This is a genomic window from Azospirillum largimobile, assembly GCF_977007025.2.
In genome coordinates this window covers 643,654-669,656 of record NZ_CDRMUA020000002.1, presented here as the reverse complement: position 1 = coordinate 669,656, position 26,003 = coordinate 643,654, and the positions used below count along the sequence as shown (strand labels likewise).

Annotated in this window: 17 protein-coding genes; 7 read left to right on the top strand and 10 right to left on the bottom strand. The window is 67.7% G+C overall.

The window, feature by feature from the left end:
• Positions 1–221: 221 nt before the first annotated feature.
• The 4 genes from ACWPKK_RS16290 to ACWPKK_RS16275 form a co-directional block, all read right to left on the bottom strand.
• A complete protein-coding gene (locus ACWPKK_RS16290; protein ID WP_452006063.1) occupies positions 222–1,424 on the bottom strand; it encodes a glycosyltransferase family 4 protein in 1,203 nt (400 codons plus the stop codon).
• A gap of 24 nt (positions 1,425–1,448) precedes the next feature.
• Entirely contained in the window at positions 1,449–2,480 is a 1,032-nt protein-coding gene (locus tag ACWPKK_RS16285; RefSeq protein ID WP_324871015.1) for a glycosyltransferase family 2 protein, read from the bottom strand.
• 88 nt (positions 2,481–2,568) lie between these two features.
• On the bottom strand, positions 2,569–3,897 hold the full coding sequence (locus ACWPKK_RS16280; RefSeq protein ID WP_452006059.1) for an O-antigen ligase family protein: 1,329 nt from the start codon (positions 3,895–3,897) through the stop codon (positions 2,569–2,571).
• Positions 3,898–4,169: 272 nt separating this feature from the next.
• Entirely contained in the window at positions 4,170–5,621 is a 1,452-nt protein-coding gene (locus ACWPKK_RS16275) for an exopolysaccharide biosynthesis polyprenyl glycosylphosphotransferase (protein WP_324871013.1), read from the bottom strand.
• Positions 5,622–6,471: 850 nt separating this feature from the next.
• Between ACWPKK_RS16275 and ACWPKK_RS16270 the strand changes: the two genes are divergently transcribed.
• A complete protein-coding gene (locus ACWPKK_RS16270; protein WP_324871012.1) occupies positions 6,472–7,950 on the top strand; it encodes a lipopolysaccharide biosynthesis protein in 1,479 nt (492 codons plus the stop codon).
• A gap of 32 nt (positions 7,951–7,982) precedes the next feature.
• On the top strand, positions 7,983–8,630 hold the full coding sequence (locus tag ACWPKK_RS16265) for a serine acetyltransferase (RefSeq protein WP_452006054.1): 648 nt from the start codon (positions 7,983–7,985) through the stop codon (positions 8,628–8,630).
• An 89-nt stretch (positions 8,631–8,719) separates the two neighbouring features.
• Here ACWPKK_RS16265 and ACWPKK_RS16260 read toward each other — a convergent pair whose 3' ends face one another.
• From ACWPKK_RS16260 to ACWPKK_RS16240, 5 genes are all read right to left on the bottom strand, one after another.
• Positions 8,720–11,227, bottom strand: coding sequence for a cellulase family glycosylhydrolase (locus tag ACWPKK_RS16260; protein WP_452006052.1), 2,508 nt, complete (start codon positions 11,225–11,227; stop codon positions 8,720–8,722).
• A gap of 221 nt (positions 11,228–11,448) precedes the next feature.
• Positions 11,449–12,414 (bottom strand): class I SAM-dependent methyltransferase, encoded by a 966-nt coding sequence (locus ACWPKK_RS16255; RefSeq protein WP_452006049.1) that lies wholly within the window; start codon positions 12,412–12,414, stop codon positions 11,449–11,451.
• A gap of 168 nt (positions 12,415–12,582) precedes the next feature.
• Positions 12,583–13,866 carry an endo-1,4-beta-xylanase gene (locus ACWPKK_RS16250; protein WP_452006046.1) on the bottom strand — a complete coding sequence of 428 codons (1,284 nt, stop codon included), beginning with the start codon at positions 13,864–13,866 and terminating at the stop codon, positions 12,583–12,585.
• Between the two features lie 141 nt (positions 13,867–14,007).
• On the bottom strand, positions 14,008–16,350 hold the full coding sequence (locus tag ACWPKK_RS16245) for a GumC family protein (RefSeq protein WP_452006043.1): 2,343 nt from the start codon (positions 16,348–16,350) through the stop codon (positions 14,008–14,010).
• A gap of 3 nt (positions 16,351–16,353) precedes the next feature.
• Positions 16,354–17,178 (bottom strand): WecB/TagA/CpsF family glycosyltransferase, encoded by an 825-nt coding sequence (locus ACWPKK_RS16240; RefSeq protein ID WP_452006041.1) that lies wholly within the window; start codon positions 17,176–17,178, stop codon positions 16,354–16,356.
• A gap of 408 nt (positions 17,179–17,586) precedes the next feature.
• On the opposite strand from ACWPKK_RS16240, the gene ACWPKK_RS16235 reads away from it, so the two are divergent.
• A complete protein-coding gene (locus ACWPKK_RS16235; protein ID WP_452006038.1) occupies positions 17,587–19,890 on the top strand; it encodes a helicase-related protein in 2,304 nt (767 codons plus the stop codon).
• A gap of 89 nt (positions 19,891–19,979) precedes the next feature.
• Here the strand turns inward: ACWPKK_RS16235 and gpmA are convergent, their stop codons facing one another.
• Complete coding sequence (gene gpmA, locus ACWPKK_RS16230) at positions 19,980–20,735, bottom strand: 2,3-diphosphoglycerate-dependent phosphoglycerate mutase (RefSeq protein ID WP_452006035.1); 756 nt, start codon at positions 20,733–20,735, stop codon at positions 19,980–19,982.
• Between gpmA and ACWPKK_RS16225 the strand changes: the two genes are divergently transcribed.
• The 4 genes from ACWPKK_RS16225 (at position 20,734) to ACWPKK_RS16210 (ending at position 25,975) form a co-directional block, all read left to right on the top strand.
• A complete protein-coding gene (locus ACWPKK_RS16225) occupies positions 20,734–21,438 on the top strand; it encodes a hypothetical protein (RefSeq protein ID WP_452006033.1) in 705 nt (234 codons plus the stop codon). The genes gpmA and ACWPKK_RS16225 overlap by 2 nt on opposite strands.
• Positions 21,439–21,457: 19 nt before the next feature.
• Positions 21,458–21,802: a hypothetical protein gene (locus ACWPKK_RS16220; RefSeq protein ID WP_324871002.1), complete on the top strand. Its 345-nt coding sequence runs from the start codon at positions 21,458–21,460 to the stop codon at positions 21,800–21,802.
• 542 nt (positions 21,803–22,344) lie between these two features.
• On the top strand, positions 22,345–24,618 hold the full coding sequence (locus tag ACWPKK_RS16215; protein WP_452006030.1) for a hybrid sensor histidine kinase/response regulator: 2,274 nt from the start codon (positions 22,345–22,347) through the stop codon (positions 24,616–24,618).
• A 61-nt stretch (positions 24,619–24,679) separates the two neighbouring features.
• A complete protein-coding gene (locus tag ACWPKK_RS16210; protein ID WP_324871000.1) occupies positions 24,680–25,975 on the top strand; it encodes a pentapeptide repeat-containing protein in 1,296 nt (431 codons plus the stop codon).
• Positions 25,976–26,003: the final 28 nt, after the last annotated feature.

Here is a 26,003-nt window from a genome sequence, read left to right as displayed (position 1 = left end):
GTGCGGCCGATCGGCTGCCGCCGGTTGGAATGTCCCGCGGCCGGAGGCCGGGCGACATGCAGGTGCAAGTTTACGCGATGCCGCACCCGCACGCTGTGGAGCGACCGAACGGGTTGGCCTGCCGGTATGGTTACCCAACCTGTGCATGTACAATCTCCATTCCGGTTATATGCTTCCTGATTGTTTCCTACCCCGATCACCGAACCGGAGGCGGGTCGCCGTCACCTCCGTTTGGAGGCCGTGGCGGCCGATCCGGCCAGCTTGTCCAGTTCCCCCGACAGCTCGGTTCCGCTGCGGTCGAGCTCCTGGTAGATGGCCAAAAGGGACTTGGCGTAGGCATCGATCACGAACTGCTTCAGGAAAAGCCGGCGCCCCTGCTCCGCCAGGCGGCTGTAGAGCGCCGAGTCGCTGCCGACCTCCACGATCGCGCCGGCCAGGGCGGCGGCGTCGTTGACCGGGATGATCCGCGCGGTCTCGCCATCGGCCAGCACCTCCGGGATCGAGCCGACCGGGGTGGTGATCACCGGCAGCTGTGCCGACAGCGCCTCCAGGATCACCATCGGCAGACCTTCATGGGTCGAGGGCAGCAGAAGCATGTCGTGGGAGCGGATGTGGGCGTGCGCCTCCTCCCGGCCGATCCAGCCGAGGAAGCTGCACTCCTCAGCCACCCCCAGTTCCGCGGCCATGGCGCGGTAGCCGTCCACGTCGCCGCCGCCGCCGATGGTGACCCGGAAAGGCTGGCCACGCTCCTTCAGCAGGGCGCAGGCGCGCAGCAGGGTGCCGATGCCCTTGCGTTCGGACAGGTTGGCGAGCACCAGCAGGGACAGGACGGCCCCCGGTTCCGGCGGCCTGCGCGGACCCAGATCGGCACCGACGTCGGGCACGGCGTTGTAGAGCACCCGGATCTTGCGGGGGTCGGTGCGGACCGACTGGACCAGATAGTCCCGCCAGTTGTCGCCCAGAACGACGACCCGGCCGCAGCGGTTGAACAGCCAGCGGCTGATCGCGCGGGCGAAGACGCCGCCTTCGAAATATTCTACGAAGGACGCGCCGTGCAGATGGACGACGGTGGGGCAGGACAGCAGCCCGGCCACCGTCTGCACCGCCGCCTTGCGCAGGAAGCTGGCGCGCTCCGACACGTTGATGTGCACGACCGACGCCCGGCGGCGGACCAGGATCCAGGCCATCCGCGCCAGGGTTAAGCCGAGGTAGAAGGGTGACAGCAGAACGCTCCCGGTGCCGCGGGTGTCGAGGATGATCGATTGGGTCGTCCCCGTCTTGTCGAACTGGTCGACCACATAGCCCGTCATGCGGCCGATGCCGCCGCCGCCGTCGAGCGCACCCGGCGTCGCGAAGACGACCACGGTGCGCTTGGCCGTTTCCGGCTGGCGGCTGGGGGCACGGCTGTCGTTGATGCTGTCCATAGGCGTCAGGGTCCTTTTTCCGGCTCAGGCAGCGTCGGACGCGGAGAACAGGGCTTGGCGCAGCCGGCGTCGCAGTCCGACGGGCATCAGCGAGTGCATGGTGAAGGTGGCGAGCGCCATCGGCGTCGGCTGCCCGTCGCGTAAGGCGGAATTCAGGATTCTCCAGCGGGTGCCCGCGGTGCGTGCCGCCTGCTCGCCGCCGGTCGCCTGGAGGAGAAGGCTGGCGTAGGCGCGTGGGGAGAGGTGGTTGCGCATCTCCTCCGCCCATTCCAGCGCGTGGTTGATGTTGTGGCAGGTCGACAGCGTGACCCGGTTGTTCTCCTCGGTGTAATGGACGGCCATCACGTCGGGGATATGGATCAGCGCCACGCCGTCGATCCGGCCGCAGGTGATCAGCCATTCCCAATCGTCGAAGCGGGACTTGGGAACGGGATTGCGCAGCAGCAGCGCCTTGGGCGTCAGCAGGGTCGTGGTGGGAGCGAAGGTCTCGCCCTTGAACAGCCCGCGGCGGACGAACAGGTAGTCGCCGATGGCGTCTGCGGGCGTCGACAGCCGGCGCGGCCAGGCGAAGGTGCCGCGGGCGGTCACCACCTGACAGCGGCAGCTGATGATGGGGAAGCGGACGTCGGCCGGGCGGGCCGCCATCTGCAGCTCCACCTTCTCGGGCATCCAATGGTCGTCGTCGTCGAGGAAGGCGATCCAGTCGCCCCGCGCGCTGCGCACGCCGATGTTGCGGGCCTCCGCCGCGCCGTGGTTCGTCTCGAGTTCCATCACGGTCAGCCGCGGATCGGCCAGCGTTGCCAGATGGGAGGCGGTGGCGGGATCCGGGCCGTCGATCACCACGATCACGTCGAGGTCGCCGTAGGTCTGGTCCAGGGCGCTGCGCACCGCCCGCATCACCATGTCCGGACGGTTCCGCGTGGGGATGACGACGGTGACCTGCTCGTTGGGCGCCGCCTCGTCGTTGGCCGCCTGTTCGCCGGGCCCTTGCTTGCCGGCCCCTTGCTTGCCGATTGCCGGACGGTTGAAGCTTGCCGGCTCGTTCTTCTGGCTCATGGGTCTGCCTTCGGTCGAAGGAAAATGGGAAAGGTCGCTGGTGACGTGGCCTTGTGCAGGCCGGATGTTCGAAGGCCGGATGCGGCGGCTAGAGCCCCCGGCTCTGGGTGGCGTAGGCCGGACCCATGCCCGAGGGGTTCATCCCGGCCGGGGCATGCCCGTGCAGTCGGGCCCGTTCCGCGGCGCGGTCGTTCAGCAGCCGCTGCCAACGGCTCTGCTGAACCAGACGGACCACGGCGACGGTGGCGATCACCCAGTTCATGGAATGGCGCTCGGCGAACACGCTCTCGGACACCGACACCGCCAGCAGGGCGCAGCCGACGGCGAAGGTCCAGGCGGCCTCGGGCCGGCTGTTGCCGTAGCGGGCGGCGAAGAAGCCCTGGAACAGCAGGCGGCAGAGCAGCGCCAACACCAGCGCCACGCCCACCAGCCCGAGGTCGAGCGTCAGCTCCAGCCAGCCGCTGTGGGCCGACGTGATGCCCCAGTCGCGGGTGAAGCTGGACCCAGGACCGTTGAAGCCGAACCAGTAGGCGGCATAGCCGTAGCCCTGCAGCGGACGCTCGCCGACCGAATGGACGATGTGCTCCCACAGGACGGTGCGTCCGGTCAGGGTGGGGTCGCGGCCCAGAGCGTAGAGCACGTCGTACCAGAAGGTGGCGCCCGCCGTGACCATGATGACGAGCAGCGCCAGCAGCAGCGCCATGGTGGGGGCGAAGTTGCGGATGCTGCCGCGCAGCATGGTGGTGGACAGCAGCGCAACCGACACCAGGATGGAGGTGATCAGGCCGGTGCCCGACCGGCTCATGACGATCAGCAGCATCGCCAGGATCATCAGCGGCCGGGTGACCCAGCGGCTCTGCTCCTTCTGCCAGTCCAGCCAGACCAGGGCCAGGATCAGCCAGACCATCATGCGTCCGGTCACGTTCTTCTGGAAGAACACGCCCTTCCAGGCGCCGACATGCTGTGCGCTGTCCAGCCCGATCTCGGGCATCGCGAAGATCATGAAGTAGGAGACGAACATCAGCGCCGACAGCCCGACCACGATCAGCCGCATGATCTCCGGGAAGCGGAACCGCAGGCCGAGCCAGATGCCGAACACCGTGGTGAACAGGAAGGCGATCGACCGGCGCAGCGTCACGTCCGGGAACAGGGACCACAATGCGGTCAGGAAGGCGAAGGCGATCATCGCCGTCAGTGCCGGGCTGGCGAAGGGAATCTGGAAGGCGATCGCCGGCCTAAGCGCGATCGCCGCAAGCAGCAGGACATAGATGCCGCCGTAAAAAACCGTGACCCCGGCCGCTTCCAGGTCGCCGGCCAGCGGGTCGCCGCCGGTCAGCATCAGCGGAAGCACCGAGCCCCCGAAGGCCATGATGCCGATGACGGCGATGCTTTTTTCCAGAAAATCGAGGATTTTCATCGGCTTTCCCTTAGGCTGCCGTACCGGGTTCGGCTTTGCAGCACTGAAGATGCGATTGCCACCCCCCATCTCGTAGCCGGGCGGTGGCATTAGACCGAAGGAGGCCGTGCCCGAAAGGGGTAGCCGGAATCGCGTTTCCCGCTCCCGTTACCGCCCGAAAAAGGGAATGGACCCTAAGCATTTTCAGGAACGGCGCGGCATGGACGAAAAAAAGACCCCCGCGCGGGTGGCGCGGGGGTCCGGCTGGCATTCGGTCCGGGATGGCGGCGGCTTTACGAACCGTCGCCCTTCAGCACCATTACCGCGGTCTTGCAGAGGATGAAGAAGTCGAACAGCAGGCCGCAGTTGCGGACATAGAAGACATCCATCGACACGCGTTCCTGGAAGGTGGTGCGGTGGCGGCCGGACACCTGCCAGTAGCCGGTCAGGCCGGGACGGACGGTGCCGATCACCGCGGCGGAGTCACCCACCTCCGGCAGTTCCTTCGGCATGTAGGCACGCGGGCCGATCAGGCTCATGTCGCCCATCAGGATGTTCCACAGCTGCGGCAGCTCGTCGAGCGAGGTCTTGCGCAGGAAGCGGCCGAGCGGGGTGATGCGCGGATCGACCGTCAGCTTGTGGTAGGTCATGTACTCTTCGCGGGCGACCGGGTCGTTCTCCAGCAGCTGCTGCAGTTGCTCCTCGGCATCGACATGCATGGAGCGGAACTTCAGCAGGTCGAAGGTCTGCTTGCCGCCGGCCCAGCGCTTCTGGCGGAACATCACCGGGCCGGGGCTGTCCAGCTTGATGGCGACGGCGAGGCCCAGCATCAGCGGCGCCACCACGACCAGCAGGATCGCCGACAGCACGATGTCCATGGCGCGGCGGATGCGCAGGTAACCGGTCGGCGGACGGACGCTGACGCGCAGGGCCAGCGAGCCGTGGAGGTTGTGATAGGTCGCGTCGACGGCGCTGACATTGCCCTCGCCCAGCACGCAGTAGACCTGACGAAAGGGCAGGGTGCGGACCAGACCGGTCAGGTCGCTGCCGTGGCGTCCCATGTCGGCGACGATGGCGGCGGTGGCCTGGCGGGCGACTGCGGGCGATTTGGCCAGCAGTTCGACCGGACCCATCACCGGCAGGCCGGCGACGCGGGTCTGCCACAGGCTGTCGTCGTCGTCGACGAAGCCGACCGGACGCATGCCGAGCCAGGGCAGGCGCTGCAGCTTCTCGGCGATGGCGGCACCCTGCGGGCCGGCGCCGACGATCATCACCGGCGTGCGCCAGTCCAGCGCGCTGGACAGCAGCCCCTGGATCAGCAGCAGGTCCGCCACATAGGTGACGGCGAAGCCGAGCAGCGCGATCGACAGCGCTTCCACGAAGAAGGAGCGGAAGCCTTCCATCACGATGAAGGGGACGGCCAGGACGGCGCAGCACAGGAAGGCCGCCTGGAAGGTCCGCCTCGTCCGTTCCATGTAGTCGAAACGACCGAGGGTGTAGATGCCGAACACCGACTTCACCAGCGGCACCAGCATGAGGCCGGTGACCAGCGACCGCTGCCAGGCGGCGGCCTCCACCGGATCGATCAGCGGGTCGGTGCCGAGGAAATGGTTGAGCGTCCAACCCACCAGGGCGAGAACGAGGCCATCGGAGAGTGCCAGCAACAGCCCGGGGGCGATCGTCGGGAACGTCGCCTTCTTTGCCGAGGTCAGATCAATGACCGCTTCTGGGTCCAGTTTGCTCATCGCAGGTCCCGTGGTTGAAGGGAATGCCAGCCACCGCACGGCCATTCGTGCGGGTGGTCGCTCGTCATCAGCGTCTCTTAGGAAACGGCCCGTCTTTACTTTGCTGCGCCGCGAAGTCTGCAGAGGCGCATTTGTGTAAAGATCGCTCTTTCATGATTTTTGTCAGCCGATCCGCGGTTCGTTGAGGACGAATTAGGATGAGGAGGCGCAGGCAGCAACAGTGCATACGGACGTTGATTTCGCGTCCGCGATACCACCGGAGTTTCAAAGGGTGCGCACACCCGAATATTAATGGGGATACTTTTGGATGCTTTACCCGGCAGGGATAGCGTTTCGGGGTAAGGGCAAGGTGGTGCCGCACCCCTGTCGACACCTGAATGCACCGCGAATTGTGGGTAGGAGCGGGCTGTGGCCTCCCTCGACCGGTCGGATTGCCGGGGCGCGGAAGGGGGCGATCTCCAAACTTGCGGGGAGGGGTGTCCCCCCGGTTTTCCCGATGGAGGATGGTCAACGATTCCGAGCGAAGGCGTGGCGCGAACGCACCCTTGCCTGTTGCAGGGCGTAGGAGGCAGCGTGCCAGTCCGCCGGAAAGCCTAATCCGGAGGTCCGGTTTCTCTGGCGGGTCCGCTGACCGAAGCCGTGGTGACTAGCACCGAAGAGTGCCGCCGTCGCTTCAAGGCCGAATTGACGCTTTCCGGACCGCCGCCGAGATTTGGCGCGGTCCTTTCCCGCGCTCCATTCCCGTTGTGCGCCTGTGTGATGCACCGGACGCCGCCTACCCATCCCGAGCGGGACCGGGGCGAGCGGGGCCGGGGAGGGACGGTGGGTAACAGGGGGCGAAGGAAACCGGATGGCTCTCGAAGCTGGCACCATCATCAAGCATGGCTGGATGTTCATGGTGGCGAATGTGGTCAACCGCGCCGCGGGACTGCTTCTGCTGCCGCTCTATGCCAAGGTCCTGTCACCGGCGGAGTTCGGCGTCTACGCCCTGATCAGCGTCGTGGGCGACATCGTCGCCGTCATGCTGATGATCGGAATGATCAACGCGTTCACCGTCGTCTATTTCGAACATTCGGACGATCGCGGCCGGTCCCGCGTGGTCAGCACGACCATGATCGGCCTGTGGGCCGCCTCGCTGGCCCTGCTGGCGGTGGCGCTGCCGGCCGGCTGGGGCGCCAGCGAGCTGCTGTTCGGCAGCCGGGACCAGGGACCGATCATCGCCTTCGCCTTTGCCGGCATCGCCTTCAGCGCGGTGTTCGAACTGGCGCTCGCCTATTACCGGGTCCACAAGCGGTCGGGCACCTGCCTGCTGATCTCCGTCGGCAAGGCGGTCGGGCTGATCGGCCTCAACCTCAGCTTCCTGTTGTGGATGGACCTGGGCGTTACCGGCATCTTCCTGGCCAACGCCATCACCTTCGTCGGGCTGGGCGTCGGGCTGACCGTGGCGATCCTGGCGGCGAACGGCCTCGGCTTCTCCTTCGGGCTTCTGAAGCGGGTGACGGTGCTGGGCCTGCCCTTCATGCCGCAGACCATGCTGGACATGGGCAACCAGTTCGCCATGCGTTATCTGGTCAACCTGCTGATGGGCGTGGCGGCGGTCGGCGTGCTGTCCTTCGGGCTGCGGCTCTCCACCATGCTCTACATGTTCCTGACCGCGTCCTTCCTGCAGATCTGGTCGGTCAGCCGGATCGAGGCGCAGGACAACACCGCCGGCCGGGAACAGTCGGAATTCGTCTTCTACCTGTTCGTCGTGCTGCTGTCGGCCGCGGCGCTGGGCATGGCGCTGACCGCGCCGGAGGTGCTGTGGCTGATCGCGTCCAGCGAGTACGACACGGTGCTGCCCTGCATGCCGCTGCTGGTGCTGGCCTATGTGGTGCACGGCGTGCGCATGCATGCCGAGGTCGGGCTGGTGAAGACCAAGAAGGTCGGCGTGTTGCCGGCGATCTCGCTGGGCGGGCTGGCGGTCGGCGTGCTGATCATGGCCGTCACCCTGGGGCCGCTCGGCCTGATGGGCGGGGCCATCGGCGTGCTGGGTCGCGAGCTGGTGATGCTGGGCGCCACCGAGGCGCTGTGCCGCCGCCTCAGCCCGAAGGAGCCGCCGCTGAGCGTGCTCCGCATCCTGGGCATCCTGGCGCCCGGCGCCGTCGCCTATCTGGCCGGACTGGCCCTGTTCGAGTTCGAGGTGAACCCGACCTATACCGCCGCCAAGGTCGGCCTGACCATGCTGTTCGCCATCGTCGCCCTGTTCGGGCCGAGCTTCGGCAAGACCGACCGTGCGATGCTGTTCCGTATGGCCGGCCGATTTCTTCGCCGTCCGCAGACGGCGTGACGACACCTGACCCCCGGGAGGATCACACCGCGATGCAGGACGCTCCCCGTTACACCTATCGGCAGACCGTCGCGGCTGACGCCGTCCGCTACGGCGGCGGCTCCGGCCTCGGGGCGGTGCTGAAACTGCTGGCCGGCAACCGCATGTTCCGGGTGACCTTCACCCTGCGCAGCTGCCAGGCGGCGAACCGGATAGCCGGGCCGCTACGCAAGCCGTTGCTGGCCGCCTGCCGGCTGCTGCACCGCTGGACCCAGCATTCCGCCGCCATGGACCTGCCATGGGAGACCGAGGTCGGGCCCGGCCTGCGCATCCTGCACGGCTGGGGGCTGGTGGTGAACGCCAACGCCCGCATCGGCGCCAACGTCACCCTGTTCCATGGCGTCACGCTCGGCCAGAAGGACGATCTGCTCCCCACCGGGCGGGTAACCCATTATCCGGCACTGGGCGACGGCGTCTGGGTCGGCCCGCATGCGGTGGTGATCGGCGTGTCGATCGGCGACGAATGCATCGTCGCGGCGTCCTCCGTCGTCACCAAGCCGATGCCGCGGCGCACCGTCGTCGCCGGCAATCCGGGCAAGGCGGTGGCGGAGGTCACCATCCCCGACATCCCGCATCCGGCGCCGGTCGGCCCGGCAGCCACGGTGGCGGCAACCGCCGCCGCCTCGCCGGTTCCGGGCTGAAGCTGAAGCACGCCTCACACGGAAAAAGGGCCGGCAGCCATGCTGCCGGCCCTTTCCCGTAACCGTGGTTCGCCCCGAAGGACCGACCGTCAGGCGGCGTGCGCCATCGGGTCGTGCCACTCCGCACCGTGGTAAGCGGTGTCGTAGGCGGCGTGCGACAGGTCGGTGACCGAGCTGTCGATGCTGGCGACCGACGCCGTCGGCAGGTCGGCGGCGGTGCTGCTCGCGGTAGTCAGCGAGTGGGCCAGCAGGTCGGCCGAGCTCAGCGACGCGGCGGCGGCCTTGGCGGCGGCCGAGGTGATCGTGCCGGTGCCGGTGGCGTCGGCGATGGTCGCGGCGGTCGAGTTGGAGATCTTCAGGCTGAAGGTCTCGTTGCCTTCCGTCACGCTGTCGCTCAGCACCTTGACCGAGACGGTCTTGGTGGTTTCGCCGGCGGCGAAGGTCAGCTTGCCGCTGGTGGCGGCGTAGTCCGAACCGGCCTTGGCCGTCCCGTCCACCGTGGCGTAATCCACCGTGACCGGGGTGCCGGAGGCCGCCGACAGCTTCACCGTGAAGGTGGCGTTGGCGGTGCTCGGGCTGCTGGAACCGCTGTTGGTGTCGAAGATCGAGCCTTCCATGGCCGGCTTGATCAGGTTGATCTTGGACTGGTTAATGGTCTTGTAGTCGTCCATCAGGATGCCGCCCACGTCACCCGATTCCGGCGTCCAGGCCCAGAAGGTCCAGCTCATGCCCTTGTCGCCGGCGGCGATGTCGCTCTTGCCGTCCAGGTTCCAGTCGCCGTTCAGGTACTTGCCCATGGTCCGGGCCCAGGTCTGCTCGGCCGAGCTGTTGAACAAGCCGCCCCATTCGCCGAGCAGGATCGGCGCGGTGTCGTTCTTGTACAGGTAGCCCCACATCTTATCGTACTGGGCCGGCAGGTTGTTCGGATAGGCCGGGTCGTTCAGCCAGCTGAAGTTGCCGACGCTGTGGCCGTAGGCATGCGGCGAGTAGACGAGCTTGTTGGGGGTGTCGAAATGGATCGGGCGGGACTGCGCACCGGCCAGCGTGCTGCTCCACTCCGTGCCTTCGACGAACAGCAGCCAGTCCTTGTTCACGGTCTGGATGGCGTTGCCGATGCGCTCGGCGGCCGAGGCCCAGTCGGTGGCGGCGCTGCCGCCCCAGGTGGCCGTGACGCTCGGCTCGTTGTGCAGGTCGGCGCCGATGACGGTCTCGTTGCCGGCATAGTGCTTGGCCAGCATCTTCCAGTTGGCGATCACCGTCGATTCCGGGTGGCGGCTGGTGTACCACAGCCCGTGCTCGTTGGTGCCGGCGCCGCCGTCGTTGCGGTGGTGGTCGAGGATCACCTTCATGCCGAGCTTGCCGGCATGGTCGATGACCTTGTCATAGACCTGCAGACGGGTCAGGCCGGCCAGATCCGGGTTCTTCGAATAGTCGATGCCGTTGGTCACCGCCGAGCTGTCGAACATCTCGTCCGACATGGTCAGGCGGATGGTGTTGAAGCCGACCGACTTCATCTTTTCCAGGTGGCCCTGGTAGCTGTCGGCCCACAGGCCGGCGGGCACGTAGTTGTAGCCCTCGCCGCCGAACCAGTTGATGCCGGTGAGGCGGACGGTGTTGCCGGCCTCGTCGACGATCTGGTTGCCCTTGGTGCTCAGGAAGCCCTGGATGCCGCCGGAGGAGGTGCTGCCGGTCGGCTCGGCCACCGACACGTCGTTGACCGACAGGGTCGGCTTGGTCGCCGGCTCGGTCGGGGTGGAGGTGCTGCCGGCGAACCAGGACTTGTCGGCCTTCACTTCCATGGTGCTGTTCCACCACAGCGACTTCTGGCCGGCGATGATGTCCTTGCCGTCCAGCGCACCCTTGTCGATCGACACGACGCTGTCGGTCGGGGCGACGGCGTGGCCGCCGATGGTGATCGTGTTGACGTGCAGGTTGCGGTCGATGCCGCCGACGACGCCGTCGTTGTCGTACTGGATCTGGACCTTGTGGGCCACGTCGGCGCTGACGTTGGCCTTGAAGGTGAAGTCCTTCGCGGCGGTGCCGGCGGTGGCTTCACCGATCACCTTGCCGTCGACCAGGACCTTGAAGTGGGCGTTCACGCCGCCGGCCGCATTGCCGTAGGCGTTCACGACGATCGGCGTGCCGCCGGTGGTCGGGGTGGTCGGCGTGGTGGGGGTGGTCGGGGTCCCGGCGGCGCCGGCGAACACGTCCTTGGACATGTTGAAGTCGAGCGAGCCGCTCCAGGACAGAACTTCGCGGCCGGACAGGGTGCCCTGGCCATCAGCGGCGTAGGAGACCGTCGAGCTGTTGGAAGCGATGGTCTTGCCGTTGACTTCGATCGACTTGACGATCAGATCGCGGTACATGCCGGCCTTGTCGGTCGACAGCCAGTCGTTGTCATACACGACCTGGACCTTGTGCGCGGCGTCCGGCGCCACCTTGGTGGTGAAGCTGTACTTGCCTGCGCTGGTGGAATTGACCGTCGCCTGGCCGACGGAGACGCCGTCGACGAGGAACTTGAAGTGCGGCCAGACTCCTCCGGCAGCCACACCCGAGGCATTGACGACGAAGGTCATATCGACGGGGTTCGTTGCCATTGGAAGTATCCTCTTTTCCGTGTTTTCGCTGGAGCCCAGACTGGCCGGAAAAGGTTAACGAGGTATTTCAAATTTTAGGGAAATGCGGCTCTAATGCCACTGTCTCCTGTGAAAAGAAAGGGACACGAAAAACCCCTTTGTCGATGCATTGCTGCAACAAAGGGGTAGATCGTGTCCCTGGCGCTTTGTTTTTCAGTGCTTTAGCGGCGTGCGAAAACGTGTCACTTGGGCTTGTGCGCCACCACGAACACCTCAGGCCGGAACATAAAGAGCTGACCAACCCTTCCGAGCTTGCGATTAAGGGTTAATGGGAGCCGTCCCAAAAATGCCTCAACCAGGCGCACGTAGCCGAAATAGGCGCGGCTTGCGAAATGCAGGTTCAGCCGGCGGCGCACCGCCATCGGCACCACGTAGACCGCCTCGACGCGGTCGAAGCCGGCCTGGCGCAGCATCGCCGCCGTCTCGCCCCAGCGGTATTCGCGCAGATGCATGCAGACCGGCTCGTCCAGGCCGAACACCTCCGACAGGTCGGCCGGGCCGGCGAATTTGTGCGGCATGCTCAGGACATATTTCCCGCCCGGCTTCAGGATGGTCCGGACGTTCGTCATGTGGGTGACGACGTCGTCGGGATGCATGTGCTCGACCACATGGGTGGAGATCACGCTGTCATAGCGGTCGGCCGGCTCGAACCGGGCCAGATGCACGCCGTCGCTGTTCTTCCAGGTGATGTTGGAGTCCTGCTCGATCCAGCTGGCGCCGCGTTCGCGCGTCACCTCGGTCGCAACGCAGCGATAGCCGTGGCGGGCGAGATAGCGCAGCAGCCGCGCCTTGCCCGAACCCACCTCGTACACGTCCTGCGGCCCGCCCAGCAGGGTCAGGAAGTGGCGGAAGTCCAGGTCATCGTCGCGGGTGGTGGAGTCGGTCTCCGCCTCGTTCAGCCAGGGGCAGCTGCTGTAGAGCGTGGTGTAGGCCTGCTCGAAGGCGTCCCAGCGCTCTTCGGGCTTGGTCGCCAGCAATTCGCGGGCAAGGCGCCGTTCCAGGTCCCAGTGCCGGTGAACCATCTCCGCCGTCAGCGGATAGGTCGGCGAGAGGTGGAACTTCCGCCGGTAGCGTTCGACGAGGGCGTCTCCGCCCGCTTGGTCGGCGGGCAGGCGATCCATCGGCAATGTGTCGGCTGTGTTCTGCACGATCGACCTCTCCTTCAGGGGGGTGCCGGACGCTTTGAGGGACTCTAAACGGGAGCGTAAGCGGACGCTCGCACGCGAAGGGGCGGGAGCGCGGGCCTATCGGAGGGGGTGGAAACCGAGAAGGGCGTACCCCCGCTGCGCACCGCACCGCTTCAGGTCGCAGGCGGCTCAGCCCGACCGCGCCCTGCCGGTCCGCGCCTTGTCCTGCAACGTGTCCACCACCGCCGCATAGAGCGGCAGCGGCCGGGAACTCGCATCATAGGGGGAGGGGTGGGGCTTCAGCTCCGCATGCTCCCTGGCGATGAAATTCAGGTCGGAGCGCAGGTGCCACCAGCACAGTTCCTCCAGCCGGGCATTGTCCAGCACATCGGCCAGATAGTTGCGGGCCAGCAGGGCCATCGCCCGATCCTTCTCCGCCCGCGACCAGGAACGGGGCAGGCGCGTCTCGTCGACGTCCGTCTCCGTCATGTGAACGGACAGGCCCAGCTTGTCGACCGCGCGCAGGAACTTGCGCATGCCGGCACTGTCATAGGGCTTGCCGCCGATCAGGTGGCTCTGCAGCCCGAGGCCGTGGATCGGCACGCCGCGCTTCACCGCCCCGGTCAGCCAGTCCAGCAGATAGGCGCGCTTGCGCTGCTGCCAGCCCTCGTCGATCTCGATGCCGAACTCGTTCAGAACCAGCTTCGCTTTGGGGAAGGCCTTGTGCACGTGGTGGAAGAAGGGGTCGAGCCATTCCGGCCCCTTCTCCGCGCCGCCTGCCGCCACCCACCACATGCCGCGGCGGAAGCCGTAGCGGTCCTGCTGGCGCGGGTGGCTTTCCACCGTCTCCCAGAAGAAGACCTCGTTGGCGACGTCGATGCGGTAGAAGATGTCGCCGTAGCGCTGGCGCACCGCCTCCACCACGCCGGTGAAGCGCGGCCAGACGTTTTCTTCGCTCAGCGTGCCTTCGGGCGAGAAATAGGCGCTTTCCGAGATGCCCAGCTCCGCCTGCCGGGATGCCGGAAGCTTCATGTAGGGCGGCATGCCCATATGCTGCCAGATGATCGTATGCCAGTTCGGCGCCGCGCCGATGGAGCGTGCCAGTTCCACCGCCGCATCGAAGCGGCGCCAGTCGTAATTGCCCTCAGTATGCTGGAAGAGACCCCATTTGCCGCCGTTTTCCGGTGTGACGACGTCGCATTCCAGCGCCATCAGCCGGTCCAGCATCGGGTCTTCCGGGTCGATGTAGTGGTCGCGCGCCGCCCCGTGGCGGATGCCCAGCGCCCGGCAGGCGTCGCGCAGCGTCACCGCCGGCTCCGCAGCCCCGGCGGCATGGGATGAAGCGGCCTCGGCCGGCGTCGGGCCGGAGGCGCCGCGGCAACTGGCCAGCACGGCGCCGGCGGCCGCGGTCCACAGCAGCTCGCGCCGGGAGGGGCGCCATTTGGGAAGGCTGGGCTTCGGAAACGTGATCATAGGGAGGGCTTCTCTTCCGGTCGCGGTTTCCCGTCATGAAGAGGCCCCTTCCTCCGGGCGCCGCAGCGTCCGGAGGAAAAGGGCCTCGGGGTCGAAGGAGCTTCAGGTCACCTTTTTCGGGTCACCGTGCCCACGTGCCGCTTACGGAGCGGTCCGCAGGGTGGTGTCGCCGTAGTATTTCCGGGTCGCCATGTAGCTGTTGTAGGGACCCTGGTAGCCGCGGGACGCCGCCTTCTTCAGGTTCACGTCGGTCATGACCGCGACGAACTTGGAGTGGTCGATCGGACCGAGGTCGGCGACCGCCTGCAGGTCGCTGGCCGTGGTGTGGCCCCAGCGGCTGACGAACAGCACCTTGGAGGCGGCGCCGCAGACGATGCGGGCATCCGACACGGCCAGCGCCGGGGCGGTGTCGAACACCACCAGGTCGAAGTGCGGCGACAGGCCGGCCATCAGGTGGATCAGGCCGTCGACGTTGAAGCGGTCCAGCGTCTCCGGCATCAGGCGGCCGGCCGGGATCATGGCGTAGGGCGCCTGGTCGCTGCTGTGCACGATCTCGTCCAGGGTGGCGGTGCCGGCGATCCAGTCCGACAGGCCCTTCTTGGCCGACAGGTTGAACAGGCCGTCGATGCGCGAGCGGCGGAAGTCGGTGTCGACCACCACCACCCGGCGGCCGGCCTGGGCCGCGACCTGGGCGACGGCGAGGCTCATCGAGGTCTTGCCGTCCTGCGGGCGGGCCGAGGTGACGGCGATGGAGCCGACCGGACCCAGATCCGACAGATGGTTGCGGAACAGGGCGCGCATCGATTCCGAGAACAGCGAGAAGGGGTGGTTCTGGAAGATCTGGTCCAGGCGGCCGCGGGTGCCGCGGGTGGAGTGGTGCGGGACGATGTGGACCGTGCCGACGCCCAGGATGCGGCGGACGGCGTCCGGGGTGCGGATGCGGCGCTGGAACAGCTCGATGCCGAAGACGATGAAGATGGCGACGGCGAGCGAGGCGACGAAGCCGGCCAGCAGCAGGAGCATGCGGAACGGACCCGACGGCTCATGCGGGACCTGCGGCGCCGACACCAGCTTGACGGCGGTCGGGAAGGCGCGGTTGTCCTGCTGGGCCTGCACCTCTTCCAGACGGCCGAGCAGGCTGTCCAGCAGCTGGCGCTTGGCCTGGGCCTCGGCCTCCAGCGTGCGCAGCGGCACCGCTTCCACGGCCATGGTCTGATAGCCGGATTCCAGCTTGGCGATCATGCTCTTCAGGGCGTTTTCCTGCTCGATGGCGACGTTGGCCGCCTCGCGGACGCCGGCGATCTCGTGGCGGACCTCCTGCTGCAGCGACGAGTTGGCCTCGTTCAGGCGGGCCTGAAGTTCCTGGATGCGCGGGTGCTTCGGACCGTACTGGCGCGACAGCTGTGCCAGCTCGGTGGAGATGGAGGCGACGGTGGCGCGCAGCTGGGCCACGACCGGGGAGGCGAGGCTGCCGCCGTTGCCGGAGCTGCGCTCCAGCGTCTGGGCCTGGGCGACGGCGCGGGCGCGCAGCGCCGCGGCCTCGGCAAGGCGCAGGCGGGCCTGTTCAAGCTCGGTGGTGGCCATCAGGCCGTTGGTGCCGTTCTTGACCAGGCCGGCCTTGAAGCGGACGGCGTCGACCTTGGTGTCGGCCTCGGCCACTTCCCGGCGCAGGGTGGCGATGCGGTCTTCCAGCCAGGCGACGGCGCTGGTGGACAGGTCGCGGTCCATCTGCTGGCGGGTTTCCATGTAGCGGCGGACGACGGTGTCCACCACCTTCTGGGCGATCTCCGGTTCGCGGGCGGTGTAGCGGACCTGGATCACGCGCGACCGGCCGACGACGCCGACTTCCAGGTTGCGGCGGACGCGGTCGAGGACGCCGTCGATGCTGTCGGCGGCGCGCGTCTCGCGCAGCTGGGTGTCCTTGGTCATGTCGTCGCCGTGGGCCAGCACGGCCTGGACGACGCCCGGCAGTTCGGGGCCGAACACGGCATGGGCCTGCTCGCGCGTCCAGGCGGTGGCGCGCTCGACGAAGGGCTTCGTCTCGTCGGCCTGGACCGGCGGGTTGAACTCCTGGTTCGTCGCCAGCTTAAGGTCGGAGACGGCCTGGCTCAGCACGGCGGTGGACTTCAGGATTTCGATCTCGCTGAGGATCGCGCCGTCTTCCGGCGTGATGGCGTTCAGCGCCTGGTCTTCCGCCCGGACGACCCGGACCTGACGGTTGTCGACCAGCAGAAGGGCTTCGGAGGTGTACTTGTCCTTCATCAGCGAGACGGCGAAGGCCGACAGGGCCGTCAGCGCCAGCACGATGACGACGATCAGCGTCTTGTGCGCCGCCAGCACCCGCAGGATGAACCGGAAGTCGGGGCCCATGGCCGGAGCGGGGCCGTCGAACTCGCGCGGCATGTGGTGGCCGACCTGGGTGGGCCACGCCGGAGCCGGCGGGCCACCATGGCCTCCGTTATTGATCTGGGGAAGATTTTCCACGTCTCAAAGCTCCTTCTGGATGGGCGACCGCCGGATCGGCGACGGAGGGATCCGGGGTTGATCGGGCGCTGCGGCGCCCGTTTCGCGGGTGCGGAGGGATGCGGCACGACGAAGGCGAAGGGTGCACCAGGCGAAGCCGAAGGCACCGATGCAGTAGCGGCGGAACAGGCGGCGCGGCTCCTGCGCCAGCCGGAAGGCCCATTCCATGCCGGAACGCTGGACCGCTTCCGGGGCGCGCTTGAAGCGGCCGGCCAGGAAATCGACGATGGCGCCGCCGTTGACGATCAGCACCGGGTGGTCCAGCGAGCGCTTCAGCTCCGCCGCGACCTGTTCCTGCTTGGGCATGCCCATGGCGAGCAGGATCACGTCGGGACGGGTGGCCCGCGCCTGGGCGATGTAATGCTCCACCGGGTGGAAACCGTGCTGCAGGTCGGCGTAGCGGTGCGGCGTGGCCTCCTCCAGCACGACGCGGGCGCGGTCCAGCCACGGGGTGGCGGTGCCGTAGATCGCGACGGTGCGGGGGGAGAGAGATTTCAGCAGCAGCGGGATGAAATCGGTGCCGTTCATGTTCAGGCCGGCCGGCATGCCCAGTACCGGCAGGACCGCCTGCAGCCCGATCCCGTCGCGCAGCAGCACGTCCGAGGCGGCGAACGCGGCCAATGCCTCGTCCGACCCCATGCAGACGTTCAGCCCGTGCGCGTTCAGGAAGGACAGCACCGTCGGACGGTCCACCGCGCCCAGCCGATCGACCAGGGCCCGGCGCTCGCCGTCGTTCGAAATGCACCGCATGCGCTCGATCAGTTCCAGGACCTCACGAGGATTCGGCATGCGCATCTCCCAGAAAATTAATCAGAGCAAAGCGTTGATCGTTTCGCGCCGGATCTTGTTGTCGATCCGGCCAACCGGTTTGCCGGTGAGCGGCGGCTAACCCGTTGGGGGCGGACCACCAAACCTGCGTGGCTCTATGTGGCCGGTGCTCCCCCCTTTTCGCACGGGCGAGATCGGCGAAACGGCGACGGATTCGAATTAGCCCGGGCTTGCTCCCTTCGGGGGATTCGGCTTGCCGAATCGGCCGGTCCGACCCATAAAGAGAGACCCCGGCCATAAAGAGAGACCCTGGCGCTCTATGGCTGTTGTTGGAGGGCGCCTCTGCCCCGGCCTGCCGGACAGGCCGCCCGGCCGATGTGGCCGGGTGAAGCGCTTGCATGACCAGGGCAAATCCAAGAAAAGACGATCATGACCGACGACACTTCCGACAACGCCCGCTCGGGCCGTACTCCCGGCACTGCCGACGAATTCGACCGCCGTGTCGCCCTGCGCGCGGTGGCCGCGGTGGTGCGCGGCGACGGGATCGAGGTGGACTCCGACAGCACCCCCGCGCGCTGGTCGGTCGCGGTCAACCACGTCGTCCAGATCCCCGGCACCGACCGGAAGCTGAAGCTGCGCTTCAAGGTGGCGCTCGGCCCCCTGCCGGACATCGAGGCCGACCTGTGGGGCCTGCTGACAACCGACGAGGGGGTCGGCCGGCCGCAGGCCAAGGCGCTGGGCAAGCGGGTGAAGGGCGCCTGCCTGTCCTCCCCCGCCATCGCCAAGGCGAGGGACCGGGTCGACGGCTGGTTCGCGTCGATGGCGGAGCGGGCGTCGGGTTTCGGCGAGTCCTGGCGGCCGAAAGGCTTTGCCGACGAGCTGGGCCGCGTCGTCGGCTTCGGCGGCCGCATCCCGCGCCTGCAGACCCTGCTCGACGCGATGGAGGAGGCATTCTCCACCGCCGCCGCCCGCGCCGGCCTGAAGGTTCGGCGGGAGCGGCTGGAGGACGCGTCCGGGATGGGCGTCTATCTCGACAGCTTCACCACCGCCCGCGCGATGATCCGCAAGCTGCGGCTGTATGTCGGCCCGACCAATTCGGGCAAGACCCACGCCGCGATGGACCGGCTGGCCGAGGCGGAGAGCGGCTGCTACCTTGCGCCCCTGCGCCTGCTGGCGCTGGAAGGGCAGGAGGCTCTGGAGACGCGCGGCCGGCCATGCAGCCTCGTGACCGGCGAGGAGCGCGACGTGCGGCCCGGCGCCGCCTTCACCTCCTCCACCATCGAGATGGTGAACACCTCCAAGGTCTGGGGCGCCTGCGTCATCGACGAGATCCAGATGATCGGCGATCCCGACCGCGGCTGGGCCTGGACCCAGGCGGTGGCCGGCGTGGCCGCTCCGGAAATCCTGATGACCGGATCGGCCGACGCCATCCCCTACGTCAAGCGTCTGGCCGACGCGATGGGCGAGGAGCTGGAGGTCGTCGAATTCACCCGCAAGTCGCCGCTGCGCGTCCAGGAGGAGCGGGTGAAGCTGGAGGAGGTGAAGCCGGGCGACGCGCTGATCGCCTTCTCGCGCAAGGACGTCATGGCGCTCCGCCACGACCTGCTGGGCCGCAACCACAATGTCGCGGTGATCTACGGCGCCCTGTCGCCGGAGGTCCGCCGGGCCGAGGCGCGCCGCTTCCGCGAGGGCACCGCCGACGTGCTGGTGGCGACCGACGCCATCGGCATGGGGCTGAACCTGCCGGTCGCCCGCGTCGTGCTGTCCACCACCCGCAAATATGACGGGCGGGAGGAACGCGAACTGACCGCGTCGGAGATCCGGCAGATCGGCGGCCGCGCCGGCCGGTTCGGCATGCATGAGGAAGGCCGCGTCGCCGTGCTGGACGGCGAGAACATCAACCCGGTGCGCCGGGCGCTCACCTCGCCGCCGGTGCCGCCGGAAGACCCGCGCTCGTGGATTTCGCCCAACCTCAGCCATGTCGAGGCCATCGCGCAGGAACTGGACACCGACAGCCTCGCCAAGGTGTTGCGCACCGCGGGTCAGGAGCTGCTGCGCGCCAACCAGACCTTCCGCATGACCGACCTGGAGCAGCGCATCCAGGCGGCGGCGGCGGTGGACCGCGCCAAGCTGCCGCTGGCGCAGCGCGACATGCTGGCCCGCTGCCCGATCGACACGCGCGACCAGAACAACCTCCGCCTTCTCGGCGGCTGGGCGGTCAACCAGGGCAGGGGCATCCCCAACGCCGCCCCCGATGCGGCCGAACGGTTCCGCCACAGCGTCGGCACCGACGTGGAACTGGAGAAGGCCGAGCGCGCGGTGAAGGAGCTGACCGCCTACGCCTGGCTGGCCTACCGCTTCCCCGACGCCTATCCCGAGATGGATTTGTGCCAGGAGCGCCGGGCACATCTGAACGCCTTCATCGAGCGGACGCTCGCCGAGCGCTCGCTCGCCCGCGCCTGCCCGGTCTGCGGCACGCGGCTGAAGGCCAACCACCGGTTCCGCGTCTGCGACAACTGCTACAGCAGCCGCGTCGAGGAACGCCGCGGTGGCCATCGCGGCGGGCCGGCGCGCGGCAACGGCGAGAAGGCGCCGGGTCACCAGCACCATTTCCACCACCCGGTGGCGAAGGACGGTGGCCGCGATGCCGGGCGGGGTGCTTCTCCCCGAACCGGCCGTGGTGGTCCCAAGCGGCGAAGCGGAGTCCCCTCTCCCCCCCGGGGAGAGGGTTAGGGTGAGGGGGACGCGCGGCGGCCCTCCATCAAGAATCCACCCTGTGCATCCCCCTCACCCCGACCCTCTCCCCGGGGGGGAGAGGGGGATTACGCCGCCGCACTATCCCGACCCGTCTCGTGCTTCGGCCAAGTGATCTCCTCCACCGCTCCGTTCTCGCCCAGGAAGTAGCGGCGCAGCGGCGTCAGGTCGGCGCCCAATTCGTAAACCAGGGGGCGGCTGGTGGGGATCTCGAACAACGGGATGTCGTTGTCGGCGACATTGTCCAGATGCTTGACCAGCCCGCGCAGGCTGTTGCCATGCGCCGATACCAGGACGCGGGCGCCCAGCCGCAGCGCCGGGCTGATCGCCTCGGTCCAGAAGGGAACGACGCGGGCAGTGGTGTCCTTCAGGCTTTCGCCGCGCGGCAGGTTCGACCGGGCTAGTCCGGCATAGCGGCGGTCGGTGACGGCGGAGCGCGGATCGTCCGGCTCGATCGGCGGCGGCGGGATGTCCCAGCTGCGCCGCCACTGGAACACCTGCTCCACCCCGTGGCGGTCGGCCGTCTCCGCTTTGTTCAATCCCTGCAACGCGCCGTAATGCCGTTCGTTCAGGCGCCAGTGCTTGTGCACGGGCAGCCACAGCCGGTCCATGTCGCGCAGGACGAGGTGCAGCGTCTCGATGGCGCGGCTCAGCACCGAGGTGAAGGCGACGTCGACATCGATGCCGGCGCCCTTCAGCAGTTCGGCCGCCTGACGGGTTTCGGCGATGCCGCGGTCGGTCAGCCCGACGTCGGTCCATCCGGTGAAACGGTCTTCCGCATTCCAGACGCTCTGGCCATGGCGCAGCAGGATCAGTCGGTGCATGGCGGGTCTCCCTTGCTTCGGCAGGCAGTTCGGCAGGCATGTCGGGCGGCGTGCCGCGGCCGGACGCATCCGGTTTGAAACGGGTCCGCAACCCGCGGGTTCCCGCGGCGGATCGCCGCAGCGGTTCGGCTTAGGGTGGCCGAAACAGGGTCCGTTTCAGTCCGATTTCATGATTGCTTCCGGAGACACCAATTATGTCAGCCGCGAAATCATGGCGACATACTCGGACAATAATCGTGCGGTAGCGTCAGTGCTGTTGAAATTGCCGGCCCAGCCGGCCCCTGCGGAAGGAATAGGGACGATGGCGGAACCGGATGCCGGAACGCAGCTCTCCTCGTGCCGCACAGCGGGCCTGCGGGGCGCGCCCACGCTTTCCGATTATCGCACCAGCAACCTGACAACCTTGCGTACCGAGGCCACGATGCTGCATCATCATGACGTCATCTCCAGAGCTGTGTCGACCGACCGAGAGATCACTCTGGAGGCGCTTCGTGTGTTCACTTATCTGAGCCGGAGGCTCCATTTCGATCGCTCCGTTCCGGTGCTCCAGTCCGAACTGGCTGATGCGCTGGGCATGCAGCGGCCCAATGTGAACCGGGCCATCAAGCTGCTGGAAACCAAGCAGATCCTTCTGCGGGAATCCAAACTGGGGCGCGCGATCACGTTCCGGCTGAATCCGGGACTGGAGGGCGGCCGGGCCTGAGTGTTTGGTCAGGGATGGAATGATCGTCGAGACCCGTGAACTGTTCTTCACAAATTCCGCCCTGAAGAAAGCCATCGCCTGGTACCAGAAGGCCCCCAACCAGACGGACCTGCCTCTGGGCGTCGTCACTTCGGTGGCGCCCAAGCCCGACGGCGGACTGTCGGTACAAATCCAGCAGAGCGGCGCCTCCAAGTCGCGGGAGGTCGTCTTCACGCCCAGCAAGACGCTGGCGCTGCTTCTGCTGTTCTGCCGCCGCCAGAAGGTTCCCATTCCCCGCGACGCCGGGAAGGAGCTCGAGGCGGCCGACGACGGACTGATCCTGATCGTGCGCGGCGAAACCGCCACGAGCGCCCCGCCGCCCTGAGCCGCAGTCCTGCTGAACCGTGATCGTTCCGGTTCACCTTCTCCCAACCGGACATGGCCTGTCCCTGTCGGAAGCCGCCGCGCATCTTGCGCGTGCGGCTTTTTTTGCCTTCCCTCGCAGCACCTTCTGGAGCTTTCCCAAAGGCAAGGCTGGACCAACGGTGCATTCACCCAATGGATGCATCGATTATGATGATGGTCATAGTCGCCAAGGTGGATCGCACTGCATTTCTTCGTGTGATATTGTTCCCTGGTCCGGTAGAGCTAAGCTATTGTTCCGAAAGCATTCGACCATTGGGTGACGCTCTGCCGACTTGGCTGTCGAACATTCGAGAGAACGTAAGCTTCACCTTGTCGGGATCGGTTTTCTTCAGCTGAACCTTTGATTGTCGATCCAGATCGGATCGCAGCCTGCCCACGCCATTGTCGAGGACCGCTCCCTGATGACTTTTCCGCACCCGAAGCCGTTGCTGCCGAGGCAGCGCCGGCAGGCTCCGCCGGTCCTGCCGGCGCCGGCCTGACCGGGTCGGGTCATCACATCGAATGTCCGACCTCCGCATGCCATCTCCCGAGGGTGCCGCCGACAGTCAGCGGCGCTCCCCCACGCTTCTACGCCGGATCGCCTCTTCCCCCCGTGCGCTGCTGACCGTCCTGTGCACGACGCTGGCGCTGCTGGGAACCGCTTCCTGGGCCACCGTGACGGTGCTCGATTACCAGGATACGCTTGAGCGGTCCGAACGGGACGCGCGCCAGGCCGCGGTCCTGTTCGACAGCCATGCGCGTGGCGTGCTGGAATCGAGCGTCAATCTGCTGGAGCGCGTCGCCGGCCGCATGGATGGCCGCGGCATTGCGGCCTGGGCCGAGCGCAGCCTTGCCGAAGCGATGGCGGTCGAACGATTCGGCCGCATGACCCTGATCGGTGCCGATGGGTCGGTGCAGTTCGGCCACTCCGTCGCCTTCGCGGAGCCCGAGACCGCCGACGGCCTGTCCCTGCTGGTCCGTCCCTTGCCCCCGGATGAGGAGCATGCGATCCAGTCGGCGGCCGGTCACATGGCCGGCCAGCCCTCCATTCTCCTTGCCCGCCGCATCCACGGCGTGACGGGCGCTCTCGACGGCGCGCTGCTGGTCGCGGTGCCGGTGTCGGCCTTGACTCCCGTGCTGAACGCCTTCGCCGACGACACCGAGCGCGTGGTCGGGCTGTACCGTCCGGACGGCGTGCGGCTCGCCGGCGAGGCTGCCGGGTCGCTTGGCATATTGCCCCGGCTGGAGCCGGGTGCGGAGCGGGTGGAGGCGGAGTGGACGGTAGGCGGGGAGCGGTCGGTCCTCGGCCTGAAGCGGATGACGCGCCTGCCGGTCCTGTCGGCGGTGGCGATCCCGCGGCCGGCCGTGCTGGCTCCGTGGTATACCCGGTTGAAACGGGGACTGGTGGTCATCGTCGCCGGTGTCGCGGCGCTTGCCGGACTGTCCCTGCTGGGGGTGGCCAGCCTGCGGCGCGAGGCCGCCGCCCGCCATGCGCTGACCGAGGCGAACGCCCAGTTGGAACTGGCGAACGTACAGCTCGAGCAGCGCGTGGAGGAGCGCACGGCCGCCCTCAGCTCCGCCAATCTGAAGTTGAGCCGGGCGCTGGAGGAGAAGGAGCGGGCGAACCAGGCCAAGGGCCGCTTCCTGTCCGCCGCCAATCACGATTTGCGACAGCCTTTCCAGGCGTTACGGCTGTTTCATCACATTCTGATGGAACGCCTGGCCGACCCCCGCGACCGCGGAATCGCCGAGAAGATGGGCGAGGCGCTGGATGCCGGGGAAAAGCTGCTGCATGCACTGCTGGAAGTGGCGACGCTCGATGCCGGCGTGGTGCGGCCGCAGCTGGCCGACGTGCCGGTCTCTGCCGTGCTCGAGGATCTGGCGAACGAGTTCCGCGGGATGGCGGCGGAAAAGGGGTTGGTGCTGCGCGCGATCCCGGCGCGGATGGTGATCCGCACCGACCGGACGCTGCTGACCCGCATGCTGGGCGATCTGGTGCGCAACGCCATCCGCTTCACCGACGCCGGGCGCGTCACCATCGGTTGCCGGCATCGGGGGCGCTGGCTGCGCATTGAGGTCTGGGACACCGGCCCCGGCATTCCGGCCGAACAGCTGGACAACATCTTCGAGGACTTCGTGCAGCTCGGGAATCCCGAGCGCGACCGTCGGCAGGGGCTAGGCCTCGGCCTCGCCAAGGTGCGGCGCAAGGCGGCACTGCTGGGCCATGCGGTGGAGGTGCGGTCGCTTCCCGGCCGCGGTTCCGTCTTTGCCGTCAATGCGCCGGTGGTGGGAACCGAGCGGCTGCAGGCGCAGGTGATGGTTCAGGAAGCCGCCCCGGCCGAAACCGGCGACCAGCTGATCCTGGTGGTGGAGGATGATCCGGTCCAGCGCGACGCCGTGCGCCTGCTGCTGGAAAGCTGGGGGCACCGCGTGATCGAAGCGGTCGACGGCGAGGCGGCGCTATCCCTGTTCGCGGGAAGTGCCGGGGAGGTGCCCGAAATGCCGAACCCGGACATGATCGTCAGCGACTTCCGCCTTCCCGGCCGGTACACCGGCGTCCAGACGGTGACGAAGGTCGGCGAGCGGCTGGGCCGTTCCGTTCCGGGCCTGATCCTGACCGGCGATACCGCGCCGGAGCGCATCCGCGACGCGGTGGCGACCGGCTGCCGCCTGCTGCACAAGCCGGTGACGCCGGACGATCTGCGGGACGCCATCGCCGCAATCCTGTCCGAACGGTCGGCCGGCCGGCCGGCCGACGGCGGCGAACAGACGCTGGAAGACCAGTCGGTGGCCTGAATTAACCCTTTCTGAAGCCGGACGCTGCCAAACTGGTGCCGGAAAGGGAGTTCATGGGGCCATGGTGCAGAATCGCACGCTCAAGCGTCTCGACCAGACGCAACTCGATCAGGCAGTGCGGCGGCACGAGATGTTCCGCAATGCCCGGGTAGGCGGTGCGCGCGCCAACCTGTCCTTCTGCGATCTGTCCGGGCTCGATCTGTCGGGCCGCGACCTTGCCCATGCGGATTTCGTCGGGGCCGGCCTGCGCGGCGCCAATCTGGCGGGGGCGCGGCTGGACTGCGCCTCCTTCTTCGTCGCCGATCTGCGGCAGGCGAATTTCGACGGCGCCAGCCTGATCAAGGCCGACCTGCGCGGCGCCTGTCTGCGCGGCGCCATCCTGGTCGGCGCCAACCTGTTCGAGGCGGATCTGCGCGACGGTTCCCTGGCCGAGAAGGACCGGTCCGGGCATCTGCACATGGTGCAGATCGACACCAGCCCGGCGGAGGCCGATGGCGCGGACCTGTCCGGCGCCAACCTGACCAACGCCCGGATGTCGGGGATCATGGCGATCCATACCGATTTTTCAGACGCGGTTATGCGCGGCTGCAAGCTGGTGCGGGCCACCATGCGCGGCGCCAATTTCACCGGTTCCAACATGGAGGGCGCCGACCTGTCCGGCGCCGACCTGCGCGGCGCCTGCCTGCGCGGGGCCGTGCTGACCGGCGCCACCATGGTGATGACCGACCTGACCGATGCCGACATGGAGGAAGCGCTGACCGACAAGCCCGTCGGCCGCGTGGTGGCGGAACTCGGGCGGTCGCTGGAGGATCTGCTGGCCGACCACATGGCATGGGTGGGGTCGAGCGGGGCACAGGGAGCGATGCTTGACCTGTCGGGCTTCGACCTGCGTCATGCGCCGTCGCTGGCCCACCTGTGCCTGACAATGCTGCGGGCGCAGGGGGCGACGCTCTACGGCCTGGACCTGTCGGGCGTTCAATTGCAGGCGGCGGTGTTGGACAAGGCGGACATGCGCGGCGCCAGCCTTGCCGACGGCGACCTGCGCGGCATCAGCCTGCGGCATGCGAAGCTGAACAACGCCAACCTGCGCAACGTCAACCTTCGGCCTCTGGTGTTCGACGAGCAGCGCTCCCGCCCCGCCGACCTGTCGGGGGCCAAGCTGCGCTACGCCGACCTCAGCGGCGCCTGCCTGCGTTCGGTCAACTTGGGCAACGCCGATCTGTCCTTCGCCAACCTGCGCGGCTGCGACCTCGCCCGCACGGATCTTACCGGCGCCAAACTGTTCGGCGCCAAGCTGGAGCGCCGATCGCTGGCCGAGGGGGCGATCCTGGATGGGGTTGCAGGTCTGAAGCTGTAGGCCAGGCCGCGCATCGCGCCAGGCCGCG

Coding starts and splice junctions, on each gene's coding strand:
- ACWPKK_RS16290 (WP_452006063.1), bottom strand. CDS start 1,424: ATGGACAGCATCAACGACAGCCGTGCCCCCAGCCGCCAGCCGGAAACG.
- ACWPKK_RS16285 (WP_324871015.1), bottom strand. CDS start 2,480: ATGAGCCAGAAGAACGAGCCGGCAAGCTTCAACCGTCCGGCAATCGGC.
- ACWPKK_RS16280 (WP_452006059.1), bottom strand. CDS start 3,897: ATGAAAATCCTCGATTTTCTGGAAAAAAGCATCGCCGTCATCGGCATC.
- ACWPKK_RS16275 (WP_324871013.1), bottom strand. CDS start 5,621: ATGAGCAAACTGGACCCAGAAGCGGTCATTGATCTGACCTCGGCAAAG.
- ACWPKK_RS16270 (WP_324871012.1), top strand. CDS start 6,472: ATGGCTCTCGAAGCTGGCACCATCATCAAGCATGGCTGGATGTTCATG.
- ACWPKK_RS16265 (WP_452006054.1), top strand. CDS start 7,983: ATGCAGGACGCTCCCCGTTACACCTATCGGCAGACCGTCGCGGCTGAC.
- ACWPKK_RS16260 (WP_452006052.1), bottom strand. CDS start 11,227: ATGGCAACGAACCCCGTCGATATGACCTTCGTCGTCAATGCCTCGGGT.
- ACWPKK_RS16250 (WP_452006046.1), bottom strand. CDS start 13,866: ATGATCACGTTTCCGAAGCCCAGCCTTCCCAAATGGCGCCCCTCCCGG.
- ACWPKK_RS16240 (WP_452006041.1), bottom strand. CDS start 17,178: ATGCCGAATCCTCGTGAGGTCCTGGAACTGATCGAGCGCATGCGGTGC.
- ACWPKK_RS16235 (WP_452006038.1), top strand. CDS start 17,587: ATGACCGACGACACTTCCGACAACGCCCGCTCGGGCCGTACTCCCGGC.
- ACWPKK_RS16225 (WP_452006033.1), top strand. CDS start 20,734: ATGGCGGGTCTCCCTTGCTTCGGCAGGCAGTTCGGCAGGCATGTCGGG.
- gpmA (WP_452006035.1), bottom strand. CDS start 20,735: ATGCACCGACTGATCCTGCTGCGCCATGGCCAGAGCGTCTGGAATGCG.
- ACWPKK_RS16220 (WP_324871002.1), top strand. CDS start 21,458: ATGATCGTCGAGACCCGTGAACTGTTCTTCACAAATTCCGCCCTGAAG.
- ACWPKK_RS16215 (WP_452006030.1), top strand. CDS start 22,345: ATGTCCGACCTCCGCATGCCATCTCCCGAGGGTGCCGCCGACAGTCAG.
- ACWPKK_RS16210 (WP_324871000.1), top strand. CDS start 24,680: ATGGTGCAGAATCGCACGCTCAAGCGTCTCGACCAGACGCAACTCGAT.